Annotated in this window: 19 protein-coding genes; 3 read left to right on the forward strand and 16 right to left on the reverse strand. The window is 64.5% G+C overall.

The genetic code is table 11. The features are described 5' to 3' along the window. Positions 1 to 72 precede the first annotated feature (72 nt). Both AB7290_RS14620 and AB7290_RS14625 read right to left on the reverse strand, forming a co-directional pair. Entirely contained in the window at positions 73 to 243 is a 171-nt protein-coding gene (locus AB7290_RS14620) for a hypothetical protein (protein WP_201266254.1), read from the reverse strand. A gap of 259 nt (positions 244 to 502) precedes the next feature. After that, a complete protein-coding gene (locus AB7290_RS14625) occupies positions 503 to 976 on the reverse strand; it encodes a hypothetical protein (protein ID WP_071912253.1) in 474 nt (157 codons plus the stop codon). 246 nt (positions 977 to 1,222) lie between these two features. On the opposite strand from AB7290_RS14625, the gene AB7290_RS14630 reads away from it, so the two are divergent. Further along, a complete protein-coding gene (locus AB7290_RS14630) occupies positions 1,223 to 2,878 on the forward strand; it encodes a fumarate hydratase (protein WP_085404234.1) in 1,656 nt (551 codons plus the stop codon). 54 nt (positions 2,879 to 2,932) lie between these two features. On the opposite strand, the gene AB7290_RS14635 is transcribed toward AB7290_RS14630, so the two are convergent. The 7 genes from AB7290_RS14635 to AB7290_RS14665 all read right to left on the reverse strand — a co-directional run bounded on the left by AB7290_RS14635 (position 2,933) and on the right by AB7290_RS14665 (position 8,363). Beyond that, positions 2,933 to 3,979 carry a DUF3616 domain-containing protein gene (locus AB7290_RS14635; protein ID WP_085404235.1) on the reverse strand — a complete coding sequence of 349 codons (1,047 nt, stop codon included), beginning with the start codon at positions 3,977 to 3,979 and terminating at the stop codon, positions 2,933 to 2,935. A gap of 85 nt (positions 3,980 to 4,064) precedes the next feature. Further along, a complete protein-coding gene (locus AB7290_RS14640; RefSeq protein WP_085404366.1) occupies positions 4,065 to 4,985 on the reverse strand; it encodes an SH3 domain-containing protein in 921 nt (306 codons plus the stop codon). Positions 4,986 to 4,999: 14 nt separating this feature from the next. Then, a complete protein-coding gene (locus tag AB7290_RS14645) occupies positions 5,000 to 5,296 on the reverse strand; it encodes a hypothetical protein (protein ID WP_071912259.1) in 297 nt (98 codons plus the stop codon). Positions 5,297 to 5,404: 108 nt separating this feature from the next. Further along, complete coding sequence (locus AB7290_RS14650) at positions 5,405 to 5,956, reverse strand: inner membrane-spanning protein YciB (RefSeq protein WP_085404236.1); 552 nt, start codon at positions 5,954 to 5,956, stop codon at positions 5,405 to 5,407. A 14-nt stretch (positions 5,957 to 5,970) separates the two neighbouring features. Then, positions 5,971 to 6,546, reverse strand: a complete 576-nt coding sequence (locus AB7290_RS14655; RefSeq protein ID WP_085404237.1) for a hypothetical protein — start codon at positions 6,544 to 6,546, stop codon at positions 5,971 to 5,973. A 76-nt stretch (positions 6,547 to 6,622) separates the two neighbouring features. After that, entirely contained in the window at positions 6,623 to 6,886 is a 264-nt protein-coding gene (locus AB7290_RS14660) for a hypothetical protein (protein ID WP_085404238.1), read from the reverse strand. 79 nt (positions 6,887 to 6,965) lie between these two features. Then, positions 6,966 to 8,363 carry a carotenoid oxygenase family protein gene (locus AB7290_RS14665; RefSeq protein WP_085404239.1) on the reverse strand — a complete coding sequence of 466 codons (1,398 nt, stop codon included), beginning with the start codon at positions 8,361 to 8,363 and terminating at the stop codon, positions 6,966 to 6,968. Between the two features lie 106 nt (positions 8,364 to 8,469). On the opposite strand from AB7290_RS14665, the gene AB7290_RS14670 reads away from it, so the two are divergent. Next, positions 8,470 to 9,204, forward strand: a complete 735-nt coding sequence (locus AB7290_RS14670) for a TetR/AcrR family transcriptional regulator (protein WP_085404240.1) — start codon at positions 8,470 to 8,472, stop codon at positions 9,202 to 9,204. A 21-nt stretch (positions 9,205 to 9,225) separates the two neighbouring features. On the opposite strand, the gene AB7290_RS14675 is transcribed toward AB7290_RS14670, so the two are convergent. Next, positions 9,226 to 9,831: a hypothetical protein gene (locus AB7290_RS14675; protein WP_201266256.1), complete on the reverse strand. Its 606-nt coding sequence runs from the start codon at positions 9,829 to 9,831 to the stop codon at positions 9,226 to 9,228. A 160-nt stretch (positions 9,832 to 9,991) separates the two neighbouring features. On the opposite strand from AB7290_RS14675, the gene AB7290_RS14680 reads away from it, so the two are divergent. Then, positions 9,992 to 10,549 (forward strand): SET domain-containing protein, encoded by a 558-nt coding sequence (locus tag AB7290_RS14680; protein WP_071912271.1) that lies wholly within the window; start codon positions 9,992 to 9,994, stop codon positions 10,547 to 10,549. Positions 10,550 to 10,699: 150 nt separating this feature from the next. Here the strand turns inward: AB7290_RS14680 and AB7290_RS14685 are convergent, their stop codons facing one another. The 6 genes from AB7290_RS14685 to AB7290_RS14710 form a co-directional block, all read right to left on the reverse strand. Further along, the gene (locus tag AB7290_RS14685; protein ID WP_085404367.1) at positions 10,700 to 11,098 is read right to left on the reverse strand and encodes a hypothetical protein; all 399 of its coding nucleotides are present in this window, start codon (positions 11,096 to 11,098) and stop codon (positions 10,700 to 10,702) included. A gap of 37 nt (positions 11,099 to 11,135) precedes the next feature. Then, the gene (locus AB7290_RS14690) at positions 11,136 to 11,366 is read right to left on the reverse strand and encodes a hypothetical protein (protein WP_014494050.1); all 231 of its coding nucleotides are present in this window, start codon (positions 11,364 to 11,366) and stop codon (positions 11,136 to 11,138) included. Positions 11,367 to 11,748: 382 nt separating this feature from the next. Beyond that, on the reverse strand, positions 11,749 to 12,804 hold the full coding sequence (locus tag AB7290_RS14695) for a threonine aldolase family protein (protein WP_085404242.1): 1,056 nt from the start codon (positions 12,802 to 12,804) through the stop codon (positions 11,749 to 11,751). A 17-nt stretch (positions 12,805 to 12,821) separates the two neighbouring features. Next, on the reverse strand, positions 12,822 to 14,459 hold the full coding sequence (locus AB7290_RS14700; protein ID WP_085404243.1) for an ABC transporter permease: 1,638 nt from the start codon (positions 14,457 to 14,459) through the stop codon (positions 12,822 to 12,824). After that, on the reverse strand, positions 14,456 to 15,517 hold the full coding sequence (locus AB7290_RS14705; RefSeq protein WP_085404244.1) for an ABC transporter ATP-binding protein: 1,062 nt from the start codon (positions 15,515 to 15,517) through the stop codon (positions 14,456 to 14,458). Before AB7290_RS14705 ends, AB7290_RS14700 begins: the two co-directional genes overlap by 4 nt. Positions 15,518 to 15,521: 4 nt before the next feature. Then, on the reverse strand, positions 15,522 to 16,529 hold the full coding sequence (locus AB7290_RS14710; protein WP_085404245.1) for an extracellular solute-binding protein: 1,008 nt from the start codon (positions 16,527 to 16,529) through the stop codon (positions 15,522 to 15,524). Positions 16,530 to 16,537: the final 8 nt, after the last annotated feature.

The following is a 16,537-nucleotide window of genomic DNA, read 5'->3' on the forward strand; positions in this document are numbered from 1 at the left end:
CGGCGAAGATGCGGCCGGACACGCGAAAAGCCCGATCGACCGGTTCGGGCGTTTCATCTTTGACCGGTCTGATCAGGCGAGCTGATCGATCCGCATGCCCTGACCCGGCGGCAGCGGCGCGGGCGGCGGCGGCTTGTAGGTCGGGTCGTTGTCCTTGGTCTTCTGGTCGTCCTGCTGCTTGGTCGCGTCGTAGCTCGGCACCACGATCGCGATCGGCGGCGGCGCAACGGTAGAGACGCTCATCCACAAATCCTCACACATGGAAACAATCGACCTTGCGCTGCGAGGAGCGAAGCTTCCGTCAAGCCAATCGTTAAAATGCGAGGGAGTTGGTGCGGTGGGATGTGCCTTTTGTGCCTCCTTGCGCTGTACGAGGGAGCGGACGAACCTCTCCTCGTCATCGCGAGCGCAGCGAAGCAATCCAGGACTGTCACCGCGGAGGGATTCTGGATTGCTTCGCGGAGCTCGCAATGACGGAGCGTGTGGAAAGAGCGAGTGCCGTCTACTCGTCCTTGCCGCGCGTGATCGCGATGGACGCATCCGTCTTGGTACGGGTGCATTCCATGTTGAGTCGGCGGTAGCGCATGACGACCTTGTCGCCGCGCAACAGTCCCATCCGCTTCAGGCAGCGTGTCGCGCCCGTCGTGGTGTCGTCCTTCGTGACGGTGAAGACGATCGCCGCCATCGACCCCACCAGTGAAAAGAACTCCGGTGTCGGCTTGCGATCGCCCTTGGCATAGAGCTCGATGGAATATTTGTCGCCGCGGCAACCCACGGACAGCTCCTTGGCCGCGGGGTGCGAGAGGTAGACGATGTTGGCGGCCCGGAAATTCACCTTGAGGCGCTCGACCTGGTTCGTCAGCTCCTTGGCGCTGTCATCGCAGCGATCCGCGCGGGCAGGCGAGGCGAGGGTCACAAGGCCGGTGATAGCGGCGGCGACCAGGATCGCGCCGCGGACGTTCAGTTTGAAAATCATGATGAAAAGCCCCTTAGGCCGCGCATTCAACCTTCGTCGCGCGCCGAGCGCAAGGGGTGCACCCAGAGCCTGCCGGGGACGGTCGTCGCCACCTTGCGTCCGGCCGACGGCAACCAAAAAGGGCCGTCGTGACGCCGAATCGGGATGCCTCGGCCGCGCCAGAACGCCTTCCATTCGCGGCAAAAAAGCTTAGAACGCTTCTACGCTTAGAGGCCCGCGAGGGCTCCAAAACCCCGAGATTTGCCCATGAACGCTCCCACCGCCTTCCCCGACCCCGCAAAACCCGTTCCGCCCTACAAGCACACCCCGCTGTTCCCGCTGGGCAAGGACGAGACGCCCTACAAGAAGATCACGGCCGAGGGTATCAGGGTCGAGAAGGTCCTGGGGAAGGACATGCTGGTGGTGTCGCGGGAGGCGCTGCGGGCGCTGTCGGAGGCGGCCTTCGGCGACATCAATCATTATCTGCGCCCCGGCCATCTGAAGCAGCTCCGCGCGATCCTGGAGGACGGCGAGGCGAGCCCCAACGACAAGTTCGTCGCGCTCGACTTCTTGAAGAACGCCAACATCGCGGCCGGCGGCGTGCTGCCGATGTGCCAGGACACCGGTACCGCGATCATCATGGGCAAGAAGGGCTGCAACGTCATCACCGATGGTGACGACGAGGCGGCGCTGTCGGAAGGCGCGCGCGACGCTTACCTGCGCCGCAATCTGCGCTACTCGCAGGTCGCGCCCTTGTCGATGTACGAGGAGAAGAACACCGCCAACAACATGCCGGCGCAGTGCGAGATCTACGCCGAGGGCGACGACGCCTACAAGTTCATGTTCATGGCGAAGGGCGGCGGCTCCGCCAATAAAAGCCTCCTGTTCCAGGCCACGCCCTCGGTGTTGACCAAGGACCGGCTGCTCGCCTTCCTGAAGGAGAAGATCCTGACGCTGGGCACCGCGGCGTGCCCGCCCTATCACCTCGCCATCGTGATCGGCGGCACCTCGGCCGAGCTGTGCATGAAGACGGTGAAGCTCGCCTCCGCCCGCTATCTCGACGCGCTGCCGACCCACGGCTCGCCCGACGGCAACGCCTTCCGCGACGTCGAGATGGAGCAGGAAATCCACAAGATGACGCAGTCGCTCGGCGTCGGCGCGCAGTTCGGTGGAAAGTATTTCTGCCACGACGTGCGCGTGATCCGCATGCCGCGCCACGGCGCCTCGCTGCCGATCGGGCTCGGCGTGTCGTGCTCGGCCGACCGGCAAGTGCTCGGCAAGATCACCAGGGATGGCGTCTATCTCGAAGAGCTCGAGCACAATCCGGCGCAGTATCTGCCGCAGGTCGAGCAGTCGCTCGGCGGCGAGGTCGTCAAGATCGACCTCAACCAGCCGATGAAGGACATCCTGGCGACGTTCTCGAAGTACCCGACCAAGACGCGGGTCTCGATGACCGGCACCATGATCGTCGCGCGCGATTCCGCGCACGCCAAGCTGCGCGAGCGCCTCGAGAGGGGCGAGCCGCTGCCGGACTATTTCAAGAACCATCCGGTCTACTATGCCGGTCCCGCCAAGACGCCCGAGGGCTACGCCTCCGGCGCGTTCGGCCCGACCACCGCGGGCCGCATGGATTCCTTCGTCGACCAGTTCCAGGCCGCCGGCGGTTCAATGGTGATGGTGGCGAAGGGCAACCGCGCGCCTGCCGTGCGCGAGGCCTGCAAGAAGTATGGCGGCTTCTATCTCGGCTCGATCGGCGGTGCGGCTGCGAACCTCGCCGAGCACTGCATCAAGAAGGTCGAGGTGCTCGAATATCCCGAGCTCGGCATGGAAGCGATCTGGCGCATCGAAGTCGTCGACTTCCCGGCGTTCATCATCATCGATGACAAGGGGAACGACTTCTTCAAGGAGCTGAATCTGGGCTGATCAGGTCCAGCGTCGTCCGCCGGTCCCGGGCCGGCGGACGCACGCGGGGCGCGCTCAGCGCTTTATCTTGAACGATTTGGCGCCGCCATTCTCGACGCCGTCGAACATGACAAGGACGCGAATGCTGGTGGCGTCTTCGTCGAGGGGAAGCAGAATTTCCGCTTTGGCGCCTTCTTTGACCTTGCTTAGATCCAGCGTAGCCAAGGGCTTTGCGGTCTCGCTGCTGCCGTCCCACAGCCAGACGGTATAGGGAACGTCTTCTTCGCGCGTCGGGCCTGCGAGTATCAAGAGGCCGTCGCTGACCACGGCGAGGTCCCGGATCCCGGTGTTCTTGCCGAGTTCGAGTGAGGTCGTGTCGGGCTCGAGGTCGTCGTCTTTGGTGAAGAGCGCATCCGCATCGACGCTGACCACGAAGGCATGACGTTTCAGCGACGGACCTCGCAGTCCGAAGTACATGCGACCTTTCCTGACCGCAATCCCTTCGATATTGACACCGCCTTCCGCCAGCGGCTCATTGACGTACGCCTCGACGTCGTCGTCATTTTTGATCACGTCGCGCAGCCGTGAGCTCGATTCCACGCCATCGACCTTCTTGGCGTTAGGTTCGGTCTTGGGAGCTCCTGTTTGCGGGTCCACGGCGATCCGAAACACGACGTAACTCGACCGATTTTTCTCGTCACCGTGACGGCTTCGGCCATGTGAGCCGGTCACATAGAAGAAGCCCTTTCCATAGGCGACGCCCTCGGCATCGGGGTCGTTGTCGTCGTCCGAAAGCCGAATGAGCTTCCTTGGAACGAGGACGTTGCCTTCAATCGAGAAGAACTGCGCATATTTCTTCTCGTCATTGGCGATCAGGCATGACGTGAACTTGGGCGTGGTCGGCACGCATGCTGCGCCGCTCAGATTCATGCGCGGCTGTTTCTTGAATTCGTCCTTGCTGTCTTTTTTAAAGATCGAGGCGGGCTTCCAGGTCGTTGCCTCCGGAGCAATTTTCGGCGGCAGATGTTCGCCGCGCCCGGCCGGCGTCGTGGCTCCTAGCAGAATGCAGACGAATGCGGCTGTCAGCAATCGGTGAGATGCACGCGTGCTGCTGTTCGGCATTCTTCCCTCCCGGGCGCCATCCTCAAGTACAATCCTGAATTGCGGGGAAGGCAAGGGTGAGAATGTCGCGGGGCGCTCTCGCCCGTCAGCTGCAATTCGTAACCTGGTTCGAGCACAGCGAGCGCCACCAGCCGCGGACGCCGTCCTGGCTCTCGACGAGGCCCCAAAGTCCGCTGCAGGCAAAGATGCGCTTCGGGCCGCCGTCGGTGTCGATTGGGCCTCCGAGCTCGCGCTGGGCCGGCATCCATTTCGCATCGACGAACGGCGCCTGGAAAAGTCCGCCCATGCGCGTCGCGCCATTGGCGTAGGACGCGCCGACCTTGTTGGACGCGACCCAGCCGCGCCCCGCATAGGGTTTTGGCGCGCTGCGCGGATATCTCTTGTCGTCCTCGTAGTCCTTGCCCGGCGGTTTTGCGCCTTCGATCAGAAACCAGCCATCCTTGAAGCCGATGATGCGGAATTCGGTGAGCCAGCCGCCGTCGGGCGTGTTCTCGGCACCGCCAAGCTTCAGACGATAGGGCGGCGGCAGCGTGCCGAGCACGCGCGCTTTCGCCGAGGGCTCGGCGCGCACGTTGAGGCCATCAGGATCCTTGTCGATGGACCAGGCGCCGAGATCACACGGCTCGGTCCCATCGGGCAGCGTTGCGCGCCTGGCGGCGAGATCGGCGTGGAGCTTTGCGAAGTCGGTGTCGTCGTTATCAGGGTCCGGCGCGCTGCGCGGCTTCAGCTCGGCCGAGACCGCGCGCGTCGCATCCGGCGTCAGCGTGACGACGAGGGCCTGGCGCGCAGCGAACACGCTTGCCGGTGTCTTTGGATCGTTCGACGAGGCCGGATAGACGGCGAGGGTGCCGGTCGATCCTTCGGTCCGGTAGGCCGTGCCGGCGACATAGCCCGCCGGCACCATGGCGAGCGCGCTTGCACGCCACGCCGGTTCGGTGTCATCCGCGCGCGCCGCTTGCGTCGCGACACACAGGATCGTTGCCGCGATGAGACGGAGCACGCGCACGGTTCGCAACGTGCCTACGCGCGCGCGCCCGTGAACGGAAAGCTGCCCATCGGGCCGATGCCCATCTCGCCGCTCATGCTGTCGCCAGAGACCGTTCCGATGAACTCGAGCGTCAACGGCATCGGATTGGTGATCGAGACTTTCCAGTTGACGGCGTCGCCGCTGATGGTGCCGTCGAAGATCTCGGCCGAATTGCCGTCGGCGCCCTGCGTTCCGGTCAGTGTGCCGCCGGAGTTCAGCAAGGTCAGCGTGGCCTTGCGCTCGCCCATGGGCGTCGTCATGGTCAGAGTCCAGTTGCCGTCCACGGCCATTCGTGTCTCCCAACTTGTTCCCGGCACCTCGCGACAATCCGCAAGGTGAGCCAGGGACGCCTATAGCCTAACTCGGGGGACGTGCCTAACGCTCTCTTTGACGCGCCCTTAAGCGCGGGCTGCGCGAATACGGCTGCCGATGAGCAGGCGGAAGGCCACGTACTGGATCGCGAACGCAACGATCTTCGCGCCGATCAGGACCACCGAAATATAGAAGGCCCACAGCTTCATGTCGCCGGTCATGGCAACCGCAACGGTCCCCGCGGCGAGCGCAAACATCAGCGCGGCCCAGGCGTAGCCCGCGACGGTAACGTATTCCGGAATGGTCTCGGTCACGATCGCCGGCAGATAGCGCAGCATCCAGCCGCGCTTGAGCATGATGATGCCGATCGCGACATGCCCGATCGCGGGCTTCGCCAGCACGAAGCGCGGATCGTGGGTGAGCAGCGTTGCGCCACCGAGCACGATGACGAGGCCGAGGCTCGCCCAGGTCATGTAGCCCAGCGTCTGGCCCTTGACCCGCGACCAGACCACCTGGCCGATGGCGCCAAGGATCGCGACTGCGGTCGCGAGGATGACGTTGTCGGTCACGAGATAGATTACCAGGAAGACGATGGTGGAGAGGAAATCAGAGACGAGCCGGCGGAATACGTCTTTCATCGTCTGTCCTGTCTTCAATGGGGGTGGGGCAGCGCGGCGGCGGGCGCAGCATATTTGATCTGGCGATACTCGGGATACCATTTTGTGAAGTAGATCGCGCTGTTGCGGGCGGCGAAGGCGACCGCAAGGCCCGACCAGAGCGGCAGGCCGGGGACGTAGAGCAGCGCGATGTTGGCGGCCATCATCAACAGCGCGGCGGCGGTCCAGGCGCCGGTGATGACGTAGTTGGCGGTGAGGAAGCCGGGCATCGCCGCCGTCTCGGCCGGGACCGTTTCAACCGCATATTGCAGCGTGAACGGGTGGCGGACCAGCATCGAGCCGAGCGAGATGACGAAGATGCCGATATCGACCGACAGCTTGACGCCCAGCGTGCCGAGCTTCGGGTCGATCAGCGCGAGGTAGAGGCCGATTGCGGCGAATACGATCGCCGAGCCCATCGCCAGGATCTTCACGGAGCGGCCGCGCGCGACATCGACCGTGATGGTGGCGAGGCAGATCGCAGACGCGGCAAACACGCTGATCGTGGCCGACGTCACCAGCATCAGGAAGGTGTAGGCGCCGTAGGGCGCGAGGATCAGGAAAATCGCCATGAGCCGCCTCGGTCTGGCTAATCTTTACGATGTAAAGATCAATAAATCAGGAGCGGTGCTGGGTCAAGCGAAATCTTTACAGTGTCAAAATAACGTAGGTGACTTCCAAAAAGTGAAGGGCAGCAATGGCTTGGTCGGATGCCTCGTCGGCGAATTCCGCCCAGGGCAGGCGTGACAGGATCGGCAGCGCGGCGGCGAGCAGGAGGCCGACCGAGAGCAAGATGCCGCCGTTGAAGATGACATGGCCGCTCCGTCGCAGCCGGATCATCCGGAGTGCGAGCGCGCCGCAGGCCAGGGCGAGGACGGCAAGGCAATCTGCGGTGATCGAGGGCATGTGCATGCGAGGCCTCTTTGGTGACATCCGCGATGTCATTCCGGGGCTCGCGACGTCGTCGCGCCCCGGAATGACGAGGCGAGAGTTACTGCGCGCCCACCCAATTGCCGTGAAAGCCGTCGGGCACGCGGTGGCCGAGCTGCACCAGCGCGACGGGGCCGGCTTCGACATCGGTGGCGTTGAACACGGCGAGGTCGCTGCGGTTCTCCCGCGCGCGCCAGACCACCGCCAGCAGCCAGCCGTCGCCTTCCGCTGCATCCGTCGCGCGTTCGACGAACACCGGCTCTGAGATGGTATCGCCGGCCGGCAGCAGATAATGACCGAGCCGTCTGCCGTTGCCGTCGACATGGACGACGCCCGACAGCGCGCCGAACATCGGCAGCCGCGGATTGGCGCAGGCGTACCAGCCGTGACGGCTTTTCAATCCCGCGCGGCGGTCGTCGATGCGGGGGAATTCGCCGGTGAGATCGTCGAGATAGGTCTGCTGGAAGCGGTCGGTCTTCCCTGAGAGATCGAATGTCCAGCGGCAATGGCGGGCGCGTGATTTCTCCGGATCAGTCGGCCGGCCATCGGGATGCGGAAACAGCGGCGCTTCCTCGAACTGCATGACGTCGGCGATGATGCGGTTGCCGTCCTCCCACGCATTCATGATGTGGAAGACGTAGCAGGCTTCACCGCGGAACCAGACGATGTCCTTCGCCGTGCCGTTGCGCTTCATCACGCCGACATAGGCGCCCTTGTCCGGCTCCCAGGCATAGGGCGGCCGTCCGCTCATCGCGCGCTCCATGCTGCCGGTGATCGGCAGGATCGGAAACAGCGCATGGTTCTCGGTGACGATGAAGTCGTGCACCATGCTGGCGTAGGGCGCCTCGAAACGTTCGAAGCGCGTCGCCTTGCCGGAGGCGTCGATCGATCCGTAGGAGAGGGCGGGCGTCAGCGGACCCGCGGCGTTGTAGCCGAAGAACACGAGCTCGCCGGTGATCGGGTCGACCTTCGGATGCGCCGTGAAGCTGCCGACGACGCGACCCTGATAATTGTGATAACCGCGCGTCGCCAGCGTGCCCGGCTCGATCTCGGTCGGCAGATGCGCTTCTTCCAGCGCCAAAAGCTTGCCGGCATGAAAGATGATGTTGGTGTTGGCGACGCCGCCGTCGGTGAGGTTTTGTGGCGCATCCGGCAGCTTGCGGCCGAAGCCGCCGAACAGCGCGCGGCCGGCATCGTGCTCGGCCAGCCATTTCGGCGTGCGGACCCAGCGGTTGCGATAGCTGGCGCGGCCGTTCTCGAGGTGGAAGGCATGCAGCATGCCGTCGCCGACGAACCAGTGCGCACCGGGCGCATCGAACTGCGGATTGGGACCGTTGCGATAGAGCACGCCATTCAGATCGCGCGGCAATTCCCCGACGATTTTGAGGAATGGCGCATCGGCTTCGAATGGAATCGGACCGAGGTTATGGCGGCGCTCGGTGACGGCGTCGTGCTGCACGACGTATCCCTCCCTATCTTTACATCGTAAAGATCGAATAATGCCGATCGCCGCATTCGTCAAGTGAAATCTTTACACTGTCAATATTGCGTCATATAGCTTGCAAATGGCCAAAAGCGACACCAAGAGCGAAACAGCGCGCAAGCCGCGTACCCCGAGCAAGACATCGACGGCCGCGAGCGCGCAGGCGCGTTCCACACGCCGTCCGGCAGTAGCGAAGACGGAGACGCCGTATCATCACGGCGCCCTGCGCGAGGCGCTGCTCCAGGCCGCCGAACGGGTGCTGGAGCGCGACGGGCTGTCCGGCCTGACCTTGCGCGCAGTGGCGCGCGAGGCGGGCGTCTCGCATGCCGCGCCGACCCATCATTTCGGCGATCTCACCGGCCTGCTCAGCGAGCTCGCGGCCGTCGGCTTCCGCCAGTTCAACGCGGCGATGGCCTCGTCCTGCGACGCCGCCACCACGCCACTGGAGCGCGCGCTGGCGCGGCCGAAGGCCTATGTCGCCTATGCGCAGGCCCATCCCGGCATGTACGGCATCATGTTCCGCACCGAGCGGCTGGACTATTCCAGGCCCTCGCTGCACGAGGCGGCCGAAGCCTCCTTCGCCGGCCTTGCCAATGCCATCGGCATGATGCGGCAGGAGCAGATCAGTGGCGACGCACTGACGCTGAACCAGGGCGCCGCGATCGCGCGCGCCTGGTCGATGGTGCACGGCTTCACCATGCTGCTGCTCGACGGCCGTCTCGAGGACATTCTGGGGCGGCTGCCCGAAGGGACGACGACCGAACAGTTGCTCGAGGCGATGCTGACGGCGCCCATCACGGCGAAGCTGCCGGCATAGCGCCTTCGGGCGGGCGCTGCCCTAGCGCATCGTCGCGAGTTCGACCGCACGTCCACGCGTGCCGACAATCTTCACCTCGTCCTTGCCGCAAGTGAAGCTGCGGGCGAAATCGTCCGCCGCCTTGCGCGCGAGCTCATTGGCGGTGGGGTTGGCGATGGCATCGACATAGGCGACGTGGCAGACCGGCCCCGGCGGCAGCCGCGTCACGACGAGCATGGCCTTGGTGTTCGGCCGTCCCTGCTTGTCGGGATCGGTGCCATCGGCGATGTGCCAGCGCTGGATCATGGCAATCGGCTTGGTGCCCGCGCTACGCCATTCGACGGTGGCCTCCGACGAATTGAATGGCGCGAACCAGACCTTTGCCGTCGGTTCCTCCGCTGCGGCCTTGCGGTTGCGGCCGACCGAGACGATTTCGCGCAGATCATCCTCGGCGATCAGCACGATCAGGCCGTCTTTTCCCGGGCAGGCCCGCGTGGTGCTGCCGTCGAGCTCGCTGGGCTTGCCGATCTGGCGGCAGTCTTTTGGCAATGTGGAGGAATAGGTGCTGCCCATGGATTGGGCGGCGACGTGACCCGCGCTCAGGCAAGTCAGCAGCACGGTCAGACAAAGGAACGCGATACGCCTCATGACGACGCCTTGATACAGAGGGAACTCCCTCCATCAGACGTCTTCACTGTGGGCAAGGTTCAAACAGAGGCGGGATGTACCTGACAGCGGCGCGGAATCGTTCTAGAAGGGCGCCTTCCGCTGCGCTTACCGCGCTTCGTCCGCGACATCTCATTCGATCATGCCAGCCATCGCTTCCAGCAAATCCTATCGCGTCGGCCGTTCCAAGACCGGACTTGGCCTCTTCGCCACCATGCCGATCAAGAAGGGGACCCGGATCATCCGTTATTTCGGACCGATCCTGGACTCCAGAATTCCCGCGCACGACGAAATCGAGAACAAATATCTGTTCGAGCTCAACAACCGCTGGACCATCGACGGTTCGGTGCGCAAGAACCTCGCCCGCTACATCAACCATTCCTGCCGGCCCAACGCCGAGTCCGACGTCCGGCCGCGCGAGCGCAAGGTCTTCATCCGCGCCATCAGGAACATCGAGCCGGGCGACGAGATCAACTACGATTACGGCACCGACTACTTCAAAGCCTATCTGAAGCCGATCGGCTGCAAATGCCCTTCCTGCGAGGCCAAGCGCAAGAAGTTGCGTGCCGAGGCCCGCGCTGAACGCACCAAGGTGAAGGCGCGCACGGAAGCCAAGGCCAAGAAGGCGGGCGCGAAGGCCGGCAAGAAGAAGCTCAACGGCCATGCCGTTGGCAAGAAGAACGGTCGCGCGCGGGCATAGCACGAGGTCGAGCCCCCAGCTCCGCTGTCATGCCCCGGCCTTGACCGGGGCATCCAGTACGCCGCAGCCCGTCCGCATACGTCTACTGTCTCTGGAATACTGCGTCGCCCCGCCCGGCCGGGCGACGACTGCGAGTGGTCGAGCCGAACCTCACGCCGCCACCACATTCCCGCTCTTCCGCAATCCCACATATTGCAGCTCGGCAAACACGCCGGTCGCAATCGCCTGCGCGACGACCATGAGCTCGCCGCCGATGTTCGGCGACACCGCGCCCGAGAACAGCAGCGCGATGCTGCCGACCGTCCAGGCCGCGTTGCCGACCACGACCAGCAGCACGAGCGGCCTCGGCGCGGAGGCACGCGAGGCAAGCCAGCCGACCAGCGCGGTGTAGGCGATCAGGAACAGGCCGGTCTCGCGCAGCAGCGCTTCAGGCAAGTTGAACAGCGATGCGAACGCGCCGGCGCCGAAGGTGAAGCCGACGGCGGCGACGCCGCTGAAGATGGCGTCGGCGAGAAGCGCGCGGCGCAGGAAGGTGGATGCGTCGATCATCGTGGTCTCCATGGTTGGGTTGGGCTTTGGGGTGAATTCAGTGCCGTCCGCGCCACCAGGCGCGGAGCAGGCGGGCGAGGCGGAACGGGCAGAGGCTCTTGCCGACGCCGTGCTCGAAGGCTGTGACCTGCGCGACGACATAGTGGCCGGTCGAATGCACCAGGGGCTCGGGCATGTTGAGGCTGCGTGCCAGCATGCGGGTCGCGAGCGTCACGGCCCAGGGAACAAGGTGGTCTGCGATGGTCCGGTAGAGCAGCAGCGCGATCATGGTCATCTCCTGTCGCGACCGAAGATGCGCCGTGGCGGGGACCAATTCGATTACCTCGCGGGTAAAAAATGCGCCCGTTCGCGACAGTCCTAAGGTGTTCGATGCTGTTCGCGAGGTGCGCTCAGGCTGGTCACCGTGCGCAGTCCCGAGACCATCGCTCTACTGGAAAGATGGGCCGGTTATTTGAAGAAGCGTTCCGACAGGCTCTACCGGCAAGACATCAGGCGCCCTGATGTGCTTGCCTTCTTTCGGGCGATGCAGGCTGAAGGCAGGTTGGAGACCCGTGACCGAGTCCACAGTATTGGTGAGCAAGTCTGCGACTACGCCGACCTCGAAGGTGATAGTTACAATCCGTTCCGTGCATGCAAGAAGCAGCTCACTATCAACGTCTCGACACCGCGCGATCGACGAGCGCGATGACCTCGTCGGCTTCCTGTTCGGTGCTGTCAAAGCGAGCCACGAATCGGATTACGTCCTGGCCCCGTCGCGCGAATTGCAGCCCGCTCGCTGCAAGACGGTTGATGGCCAAAGCGGGCAGGTTGATGAAAACCAGATTGGCTTCCACTGGCGCAATGAGCTGAACGTCGGGCAGCGCGGCGAGACCCGCTCCAAGACGCGCGGCCACGGCATTGGCCTTCGCCGCGAGCCGCAGATAAAGGCGATCCTCGACGTAGGCGAGCAGCTGTGCAGACGCAAAGCGCATCTTCGACGAGGTCTGGCCGGCGCGGCGAAGCCGATAGGACAGGGATTCGACGAGATCCTGGTCGAACACCACGATCGCATCCGCCGACATCACCCCGTTCTTGGTCGCCCCGAAGGACAGGATGTCGACGCCGGCGCGCCATGTCATGTCGGCCGGGCTGCAATCGAGCCGCGCCAGCGCGTTGGCGAACCGGGCGCCATCCATGTGCAGCGACAGATTCCTGTCGTGGGCGATTGCTCCGATTTCGGCGATCTCGGCGAGGGGATAGATCGTTCCATATTCGCTGGCCTGAGTGATCGACACCGCATCGGGCTGGGAGCGATTGCGGACTCCCCAGGCCGCCTGGCCCAGCGCCTGGCGCAGGCTCGACGGCTCGATCCGAAAGTTTCGGCCGGACATGGCGACGAGCTTCGCGCCGCCTGTGAAGGCTTCGGTCGCGCCGCCTTCCGCGGTGTGGATATGCGCCTCTTCGTGACAATAGATGGCGCCATAGGGCCGCGCGCAGCTCGCGAGTGACAAGGCGTTGGCCGCCGTACCGGTCGAGACCGGGAACACGGTGACCGCGGTCTCGAACAGCTCCGAGAAGCGCGCATTCAACAATCTCGAATAATCGTCGTCCCCATAGGCGGCGGCCGGGCCGCGATTGGCCTCGGCGATCGCTCGCAGAATCTCGGGGCAGACCGGCGCGACATTGTCGCTGCGGAAATTCGGGAGCGTCGGGGCTGCTTCGTTCATACCGTCCTGTCCTGCCGTCATATCACGGTTGATTCCTGCTTGTTGATGCGCCGGTTGATCAGGAGCAACGGGATTGCGGTGACGAGGATAAGCACCGCGGCCGCGGCGGCCGCCAGACCCGCGCCGGTGCCCTCGATGGCATGGTACATCACGACGGTCGTGGTGACCCAGCCGCTCGCATAGAGCACAATGGTCGCGCTCAACTCGGATGCCGCGGTGATCCAGACCAGTACCAGCCCGCCGACAAGGCCGCTGGCCATCAACGGCACGGTCAGGGTCGCGAAGGTTTTGCTTGGCGAGACCCCGAGATTGATCGAGGCTTCCTCGAGCGAAGGATCGAGCTGGTGCACGATTGCCGAGGACGACCGGATCGCGAAGGGGAGCTTGCGGACGACATAGGCGATGACCAGGATCAGCCAGCCGCCGGTCAGAATCAAGGGACCGCTGTTGAACGCGATGATGAGCCCGATCGCCAGGATCGTGCCCGAGACCGCAAACGGTACCATGCCGACGAAATCTAGCAATCCCGACAGGCGCGAGCGGTGCCGGGCCACGACATAGCCGATCGGAGCGCCGATCAGCATGGTGACGACGGCCGCGATGCTGGCGAGCGTCAGCGTGTTGAGCAGCGGCCGATAGGAGCCCGACAATAGGGTGGCGTAATTGCCCAATCCGAACTCCCAGGTCAGGACAGGGCCGCGAAAGCGCAGGAGGGAGATCATCAACACGGCCGCGAACGGCAGCAGCGAGGCAATCACAATGCCCCAACTCACGATCGTGGCCGTGAGCCGCAGTCCCGGCGTCAAAGGCAGCTTCGCGGGCGCGCTGCGGGCATTGGTCGAAAACCGGCGCTTGCCGAGGTAGTGCCGCTGAACGAGCAGCGCGATCGCCGTGCAGGCGATCAGGAGCACGCTGAGTGCGCCCGCCGCGGCCGGGTTGGCATCAGATTCGCCGGCGAACAGCTTGAAGATGTCGACGGCCAGGAACGGCCGGTCCTCAGCCAGCACCGCTGGCACGCCGAAATTCTCCAGTGCCTCAATGAACACCAATAGTCCGCCGGCAAGGATCGCCGGCATCACGATGGGCAGCAGCACGGTGCGGATCACATAGGGCCGTGAGCCGCCGAGATTGCGGGCTGCCTCCTCCATCGAGGCGTCGACTGCCTGGAATCCGGCCAGCACGGGCATGACGACGTATGGATAGAGCGTCAACGTGAACACGATGACGATGCCGGGCACGCCGTAGATCGATCCGATCGGGATGCCGATCCCGCGCAGAGCGGTGGTGACGACGCCAGCATGGCCGAACAGCAGCACAAGGGCGTAGGCGCTGACGAACGAGGGCAGGACCAGCGGCAAGGACGCAAGCGTCAGCAGCAGCGCGCGGCCCGGTATGTCGATCCGGGCAAGACAGAAGGCGAGCGGGATGCCGATCGCGCATGCGAAGGCCGTCGCGAGCGCGGCGCAGAGCAGACTGTTGCCGATGCTGCCGAGGTAGTAGCGGCTCTTCACAATCGCCGCATAGTTCCCAAGTGTCAGGCCGCCCGTGCCGTCGATCCGAAAGCTTGCATCCAGGACGAGCGCCAGCGGGTAGAGCAGAAACACCGCGAGCAGCACCAGCGCCGCCAGCGTCACGATGGTGGCAAAGCGTTTCATGGCGCCGGATACGCCGTGATCTGGGCAGGGTCGTAGGCAAGGGTGAGCGGCGCGCCGGGCAAGAGATCGAGCGCCTGGCCGCCGAGCGCCGCAATCCGAATCTGGGTGCCGTCGGGCAGGGTTGCGTGGAGGCGTTGTACCGGGCCGAGAAATTCACGCAGCGCCAGACGCGCATGCACAAGCGAGCCACCGGAACCGTCTCGCAGCTGCAGGGCCTCCGGCCTGACCGACAGCAACACCGGCGCGCCCGGCGCTGCGACCTCGCCTCTGACCGTGAATTCCGTTCCGGCTGCTGCGACAGGAGTGTTACGGCCGTCGAAAGCTCCCGCGATGCCCGGCACCATATTGGTCGAGCCGAGGAATTCGGCGACGAAGGCAGTCTGCGGCATCCGATAGATGCGCTCCGGCGTGTCCACTTGCTCGATCTTGCCGTGACGCAAGACGGCGATGCGGTCGGAGATGGCGAGTGCCTCCTCCTGATCATGCGTCACGTAGATCGCAGTCAGGCCGAGCGCCTGCTGCAGCTGCCGGACCTCGATCCGCATTTCGGTGCGCAACTGCGCGTCGAGGTTGGACAGCGGCTCGTCGAACAGGAGCACGGCGGGCTCGATCACGAGTGCGCGGGCGATTGCCACGCGTTGCAGCTGACCGCCGGAGAGCTGGTGTGGTGACCGCGGACCGTAACCTGCAAGGCGCACCCGCTCGAGCGCCTTGTCGACGCGCGATGCGATCTCGGCAGCCGGAACCTTCCTGGCCTTCAGCCCGTAGGCCACGTTTTCGGCGACGGTGTGGTTCGGGAAGATCGCGTAGTTCTGAAACACCATGCCGGTGTCGCGGCGATGCGCGGGCAGAGCATCGATGCGCCGCTCGTCGAAGGAAATGGAGCCGGATTCGACGTCGACGAAGCCTGCGATCATGCGCAGCAACGTCGTCTTCCCGCAGCCTGACGGCCCAAGCAGCGTGAACAGCTCGCCATGCTTGATGTCGAGCGAGATGTCGTCCACGGCCCGCACCGCGCCGAAGGTACGGGTCAGGTTTTCAATCCGGATCGCGGTCATCGGATCAGCGCGTGTTCTGGATCGTGGTCTTCAGCCGCGCGAGGGTGTCGCGACGGGCCGCTTCCCATTTGGTGTCGTCATAGGGCAGCACCTTGACCGCCGCAAACGGCAGCATCCCCGGTGCGACTGCCTCGAGCTCGATATCCTGACGGGCAGGGCGCCGGAACGTCGCCTTCAGCAACATCTCCTGGACTTCCTTGCTGGCCAGATAGTCGACCAGCCGTTTGGCAGGCTCGGGGTTCGGTCCGCCTTTCAGGATGGCCGCGCCTTCGACGCCCGCATAGGTGCCCTCGGCCGGATAGGCGACGCTCACCGGCGCACCGTTATGGGCCCACAGGAAGCCGGCATATTCGAGCGTGATGCCAAGCGGATATTCGCCGCTGCCGATCCCGTCGAAGACCTGGGTCGAGCGGTTGAGCACCTTCGCATTCGCAAGCAGCCCGTCCATCTTGGTCCAGGCTGCGTCGTCCGCGCCCCACAGCGAGAGAAGCGTGGTCGCGGCCGCATATGAGAATCCGGAATTGGCAGGGTCGGTAAAGGCGAGCTTGCCTTTCCATTTCGGATCGAGGAGGTCTGCCCAGGCTTTGGGTCCGCTGGCCTTGTCGATCGCCTTGGTGTTCTGGCCGATCACAACGACCTGGATGTTGGTGCCCAGCCAAAGGTCGTTTGGATCGCGAAATTGCGCCGGCACGGCTTCGCGGCCCTTCGCCGCGTAAGCCTGAAGGTGCGGGCTCGCCAGCCGCAGCAGCGTCGCACTGACGCCCCAGATCACGTCGCCCTGCGGATTGGCGGCCTCGGACGCGACGCGGCGCACCAGCACACCTGATCCGGTCGAGACCACGTCGACCTTGATTCCGGTCGCCTTGGCGAAGCCTTCGGCTACAAGCTTGTTCACGGTGTCGTCGTTGGCCGAATAGAGCACGACGTTCTGCTGGGCCGAGGCCAGCTCGGCCGCGAACAGCGATGCCGCGAGCGTCACGACTCGGGCGAGGATGGAGGCAGGAGATCTCATCGTGGTTC

It is taken from the genome of Bradyrhizobium sp. 613_E4_N2_2, assembly GCF_052075995.1.
Classification (GTDB): Bacteria; Pseudomonadota; Alphaproteobacteria; order Rhizobiales; family Xanthobacteraceae; genus Bradyrhizobium; species Bradyrhizobium barranii.

Excerpts from the sequence above, each read along its gene's own strand:
- AB7290_RS14630 (WP_085404234.1), top strand. The coding sequence starts at position 1,223 with ATGAACGCTCCCACCGCCTTCCCCGACCCCGCAAAACCCGTTCCGCCC.
- AB7290_RS14625 (WP_071912253.1), bottom strand. The coding sequence starts at position 976 with ATGATTTTCAAACTGAACGTCCGCGGCGCGATCCTGGTCGCCGCCGCT.
- AB7290_RS14705 (WP_085404244.1), bottom strand. The coding sequence starts at position 15,517 with ATGACCGCGATCCGGATTGAAAACCTGACCCGTACCTTCGGCGCGGTG.
- AB7290_RS14710 (WP_085404245.1), bottom strand. The coding sequence starts at position 16,529 with ATGAGATCTCCTGCCTCCATCCTCGCCCGAGTCGTGACGCTCGCGGCA.
- AB7290_RS14690 (WP_014494050.1), bottom strand. The coding sequence starts at position 11,366 with ATGATCGCGCTGCTGCTCTACCGGACCATCGCAGACCACCTTGTTCCC.
- AB7290_RS14620 (WP_201266254.1), bottom strand. The coding sequence starts at position 243 with ATGAGCGTCTCTACCGTTGCGCCGCCGCCGATCGCGATCGTGGTGCCG.
- AB7290_RS14675 (WP_201266256.1), bottom strand. The coding sequence starts at position 9,831 with ATGAGGCGTATCGCGTTCCTTTGTCTGACCGTGCTGCTGACTTGCCTG.
- AB7290_RS14700 (WP_085404243.1), bottom strand. The coding sequence starts at position 14,459 with ATGAAACGCTTTGCCACCATCGTGACGCTGGCGGCGCTGGTGCTGCTC.
- AB7290_RS14655 (WP_085404237.1), bottom strand. The coding sequence starts at position 6,546 with ATGGCGATTTTCCTGATCCTCGCGCCCTACGGCGCCTACACCTTCCTG.
- AB7290_RS14695 (WP_085404242.1), bottom strand. The coding sequence starts at position 12,804 with ATGAACGAAGCAGCCCCGACGCTCCCGAATTTCCGCAGCGACAATGTC.
- AB7290_RS14680 (WP_071912271.1), top strand. The coding sequence starts at position 9,992 with ATGCCAGCCATCGCTTCCAGCAAATCCTATCGCGTCGGCCGTTCCAAG.
- AB7290_RS14670 (WP_085404240.1), top strand. The coding sequence starts at position 8,470 with ATGGCCAAAAGCGACACCAAGAGCGAAACAGCGCGCAAGCCGCGTACC.
- AB7290_RS14645 (WP_071912259.1), bottom strand. The coding sequence starts at position 5,296 with ATGGCCGTGGACGGCAACTGGACTCTGACCATGACGACGCCCATGGGC.
- AB7290_RS14635 (WP_085404235.1), bottom strand. The coding sequence starts at position 3,979 with ATGCCGAACAGCAGCACGCGTGCATCTCACCGATTGCTGACAGCCGCA.
- AB7290_RS14685 (WP_085404367.1), bottom strand. The coding sequence starts at position 11,098 with ATGATCGACGCATCCACCTTCCTGCGCCGCGCGCTTCTCGCCGACGCC.
- AB7290_RS14660 (WP_085404238.1), bottom strand. The coding sequence starts at position 6,886 with ATGCACATGCCCTCGATCACCGCAGATTGCCTTGCCGTCCTCGCCCTG.
- AB7290_RS14650 (WP_085404236.1), bottom strand. The coding sequence starts at position 5,956 with ATGAAAGACGTATTCCGCCGGCTCGTCTCTGATTTCCTCTCCACCATC.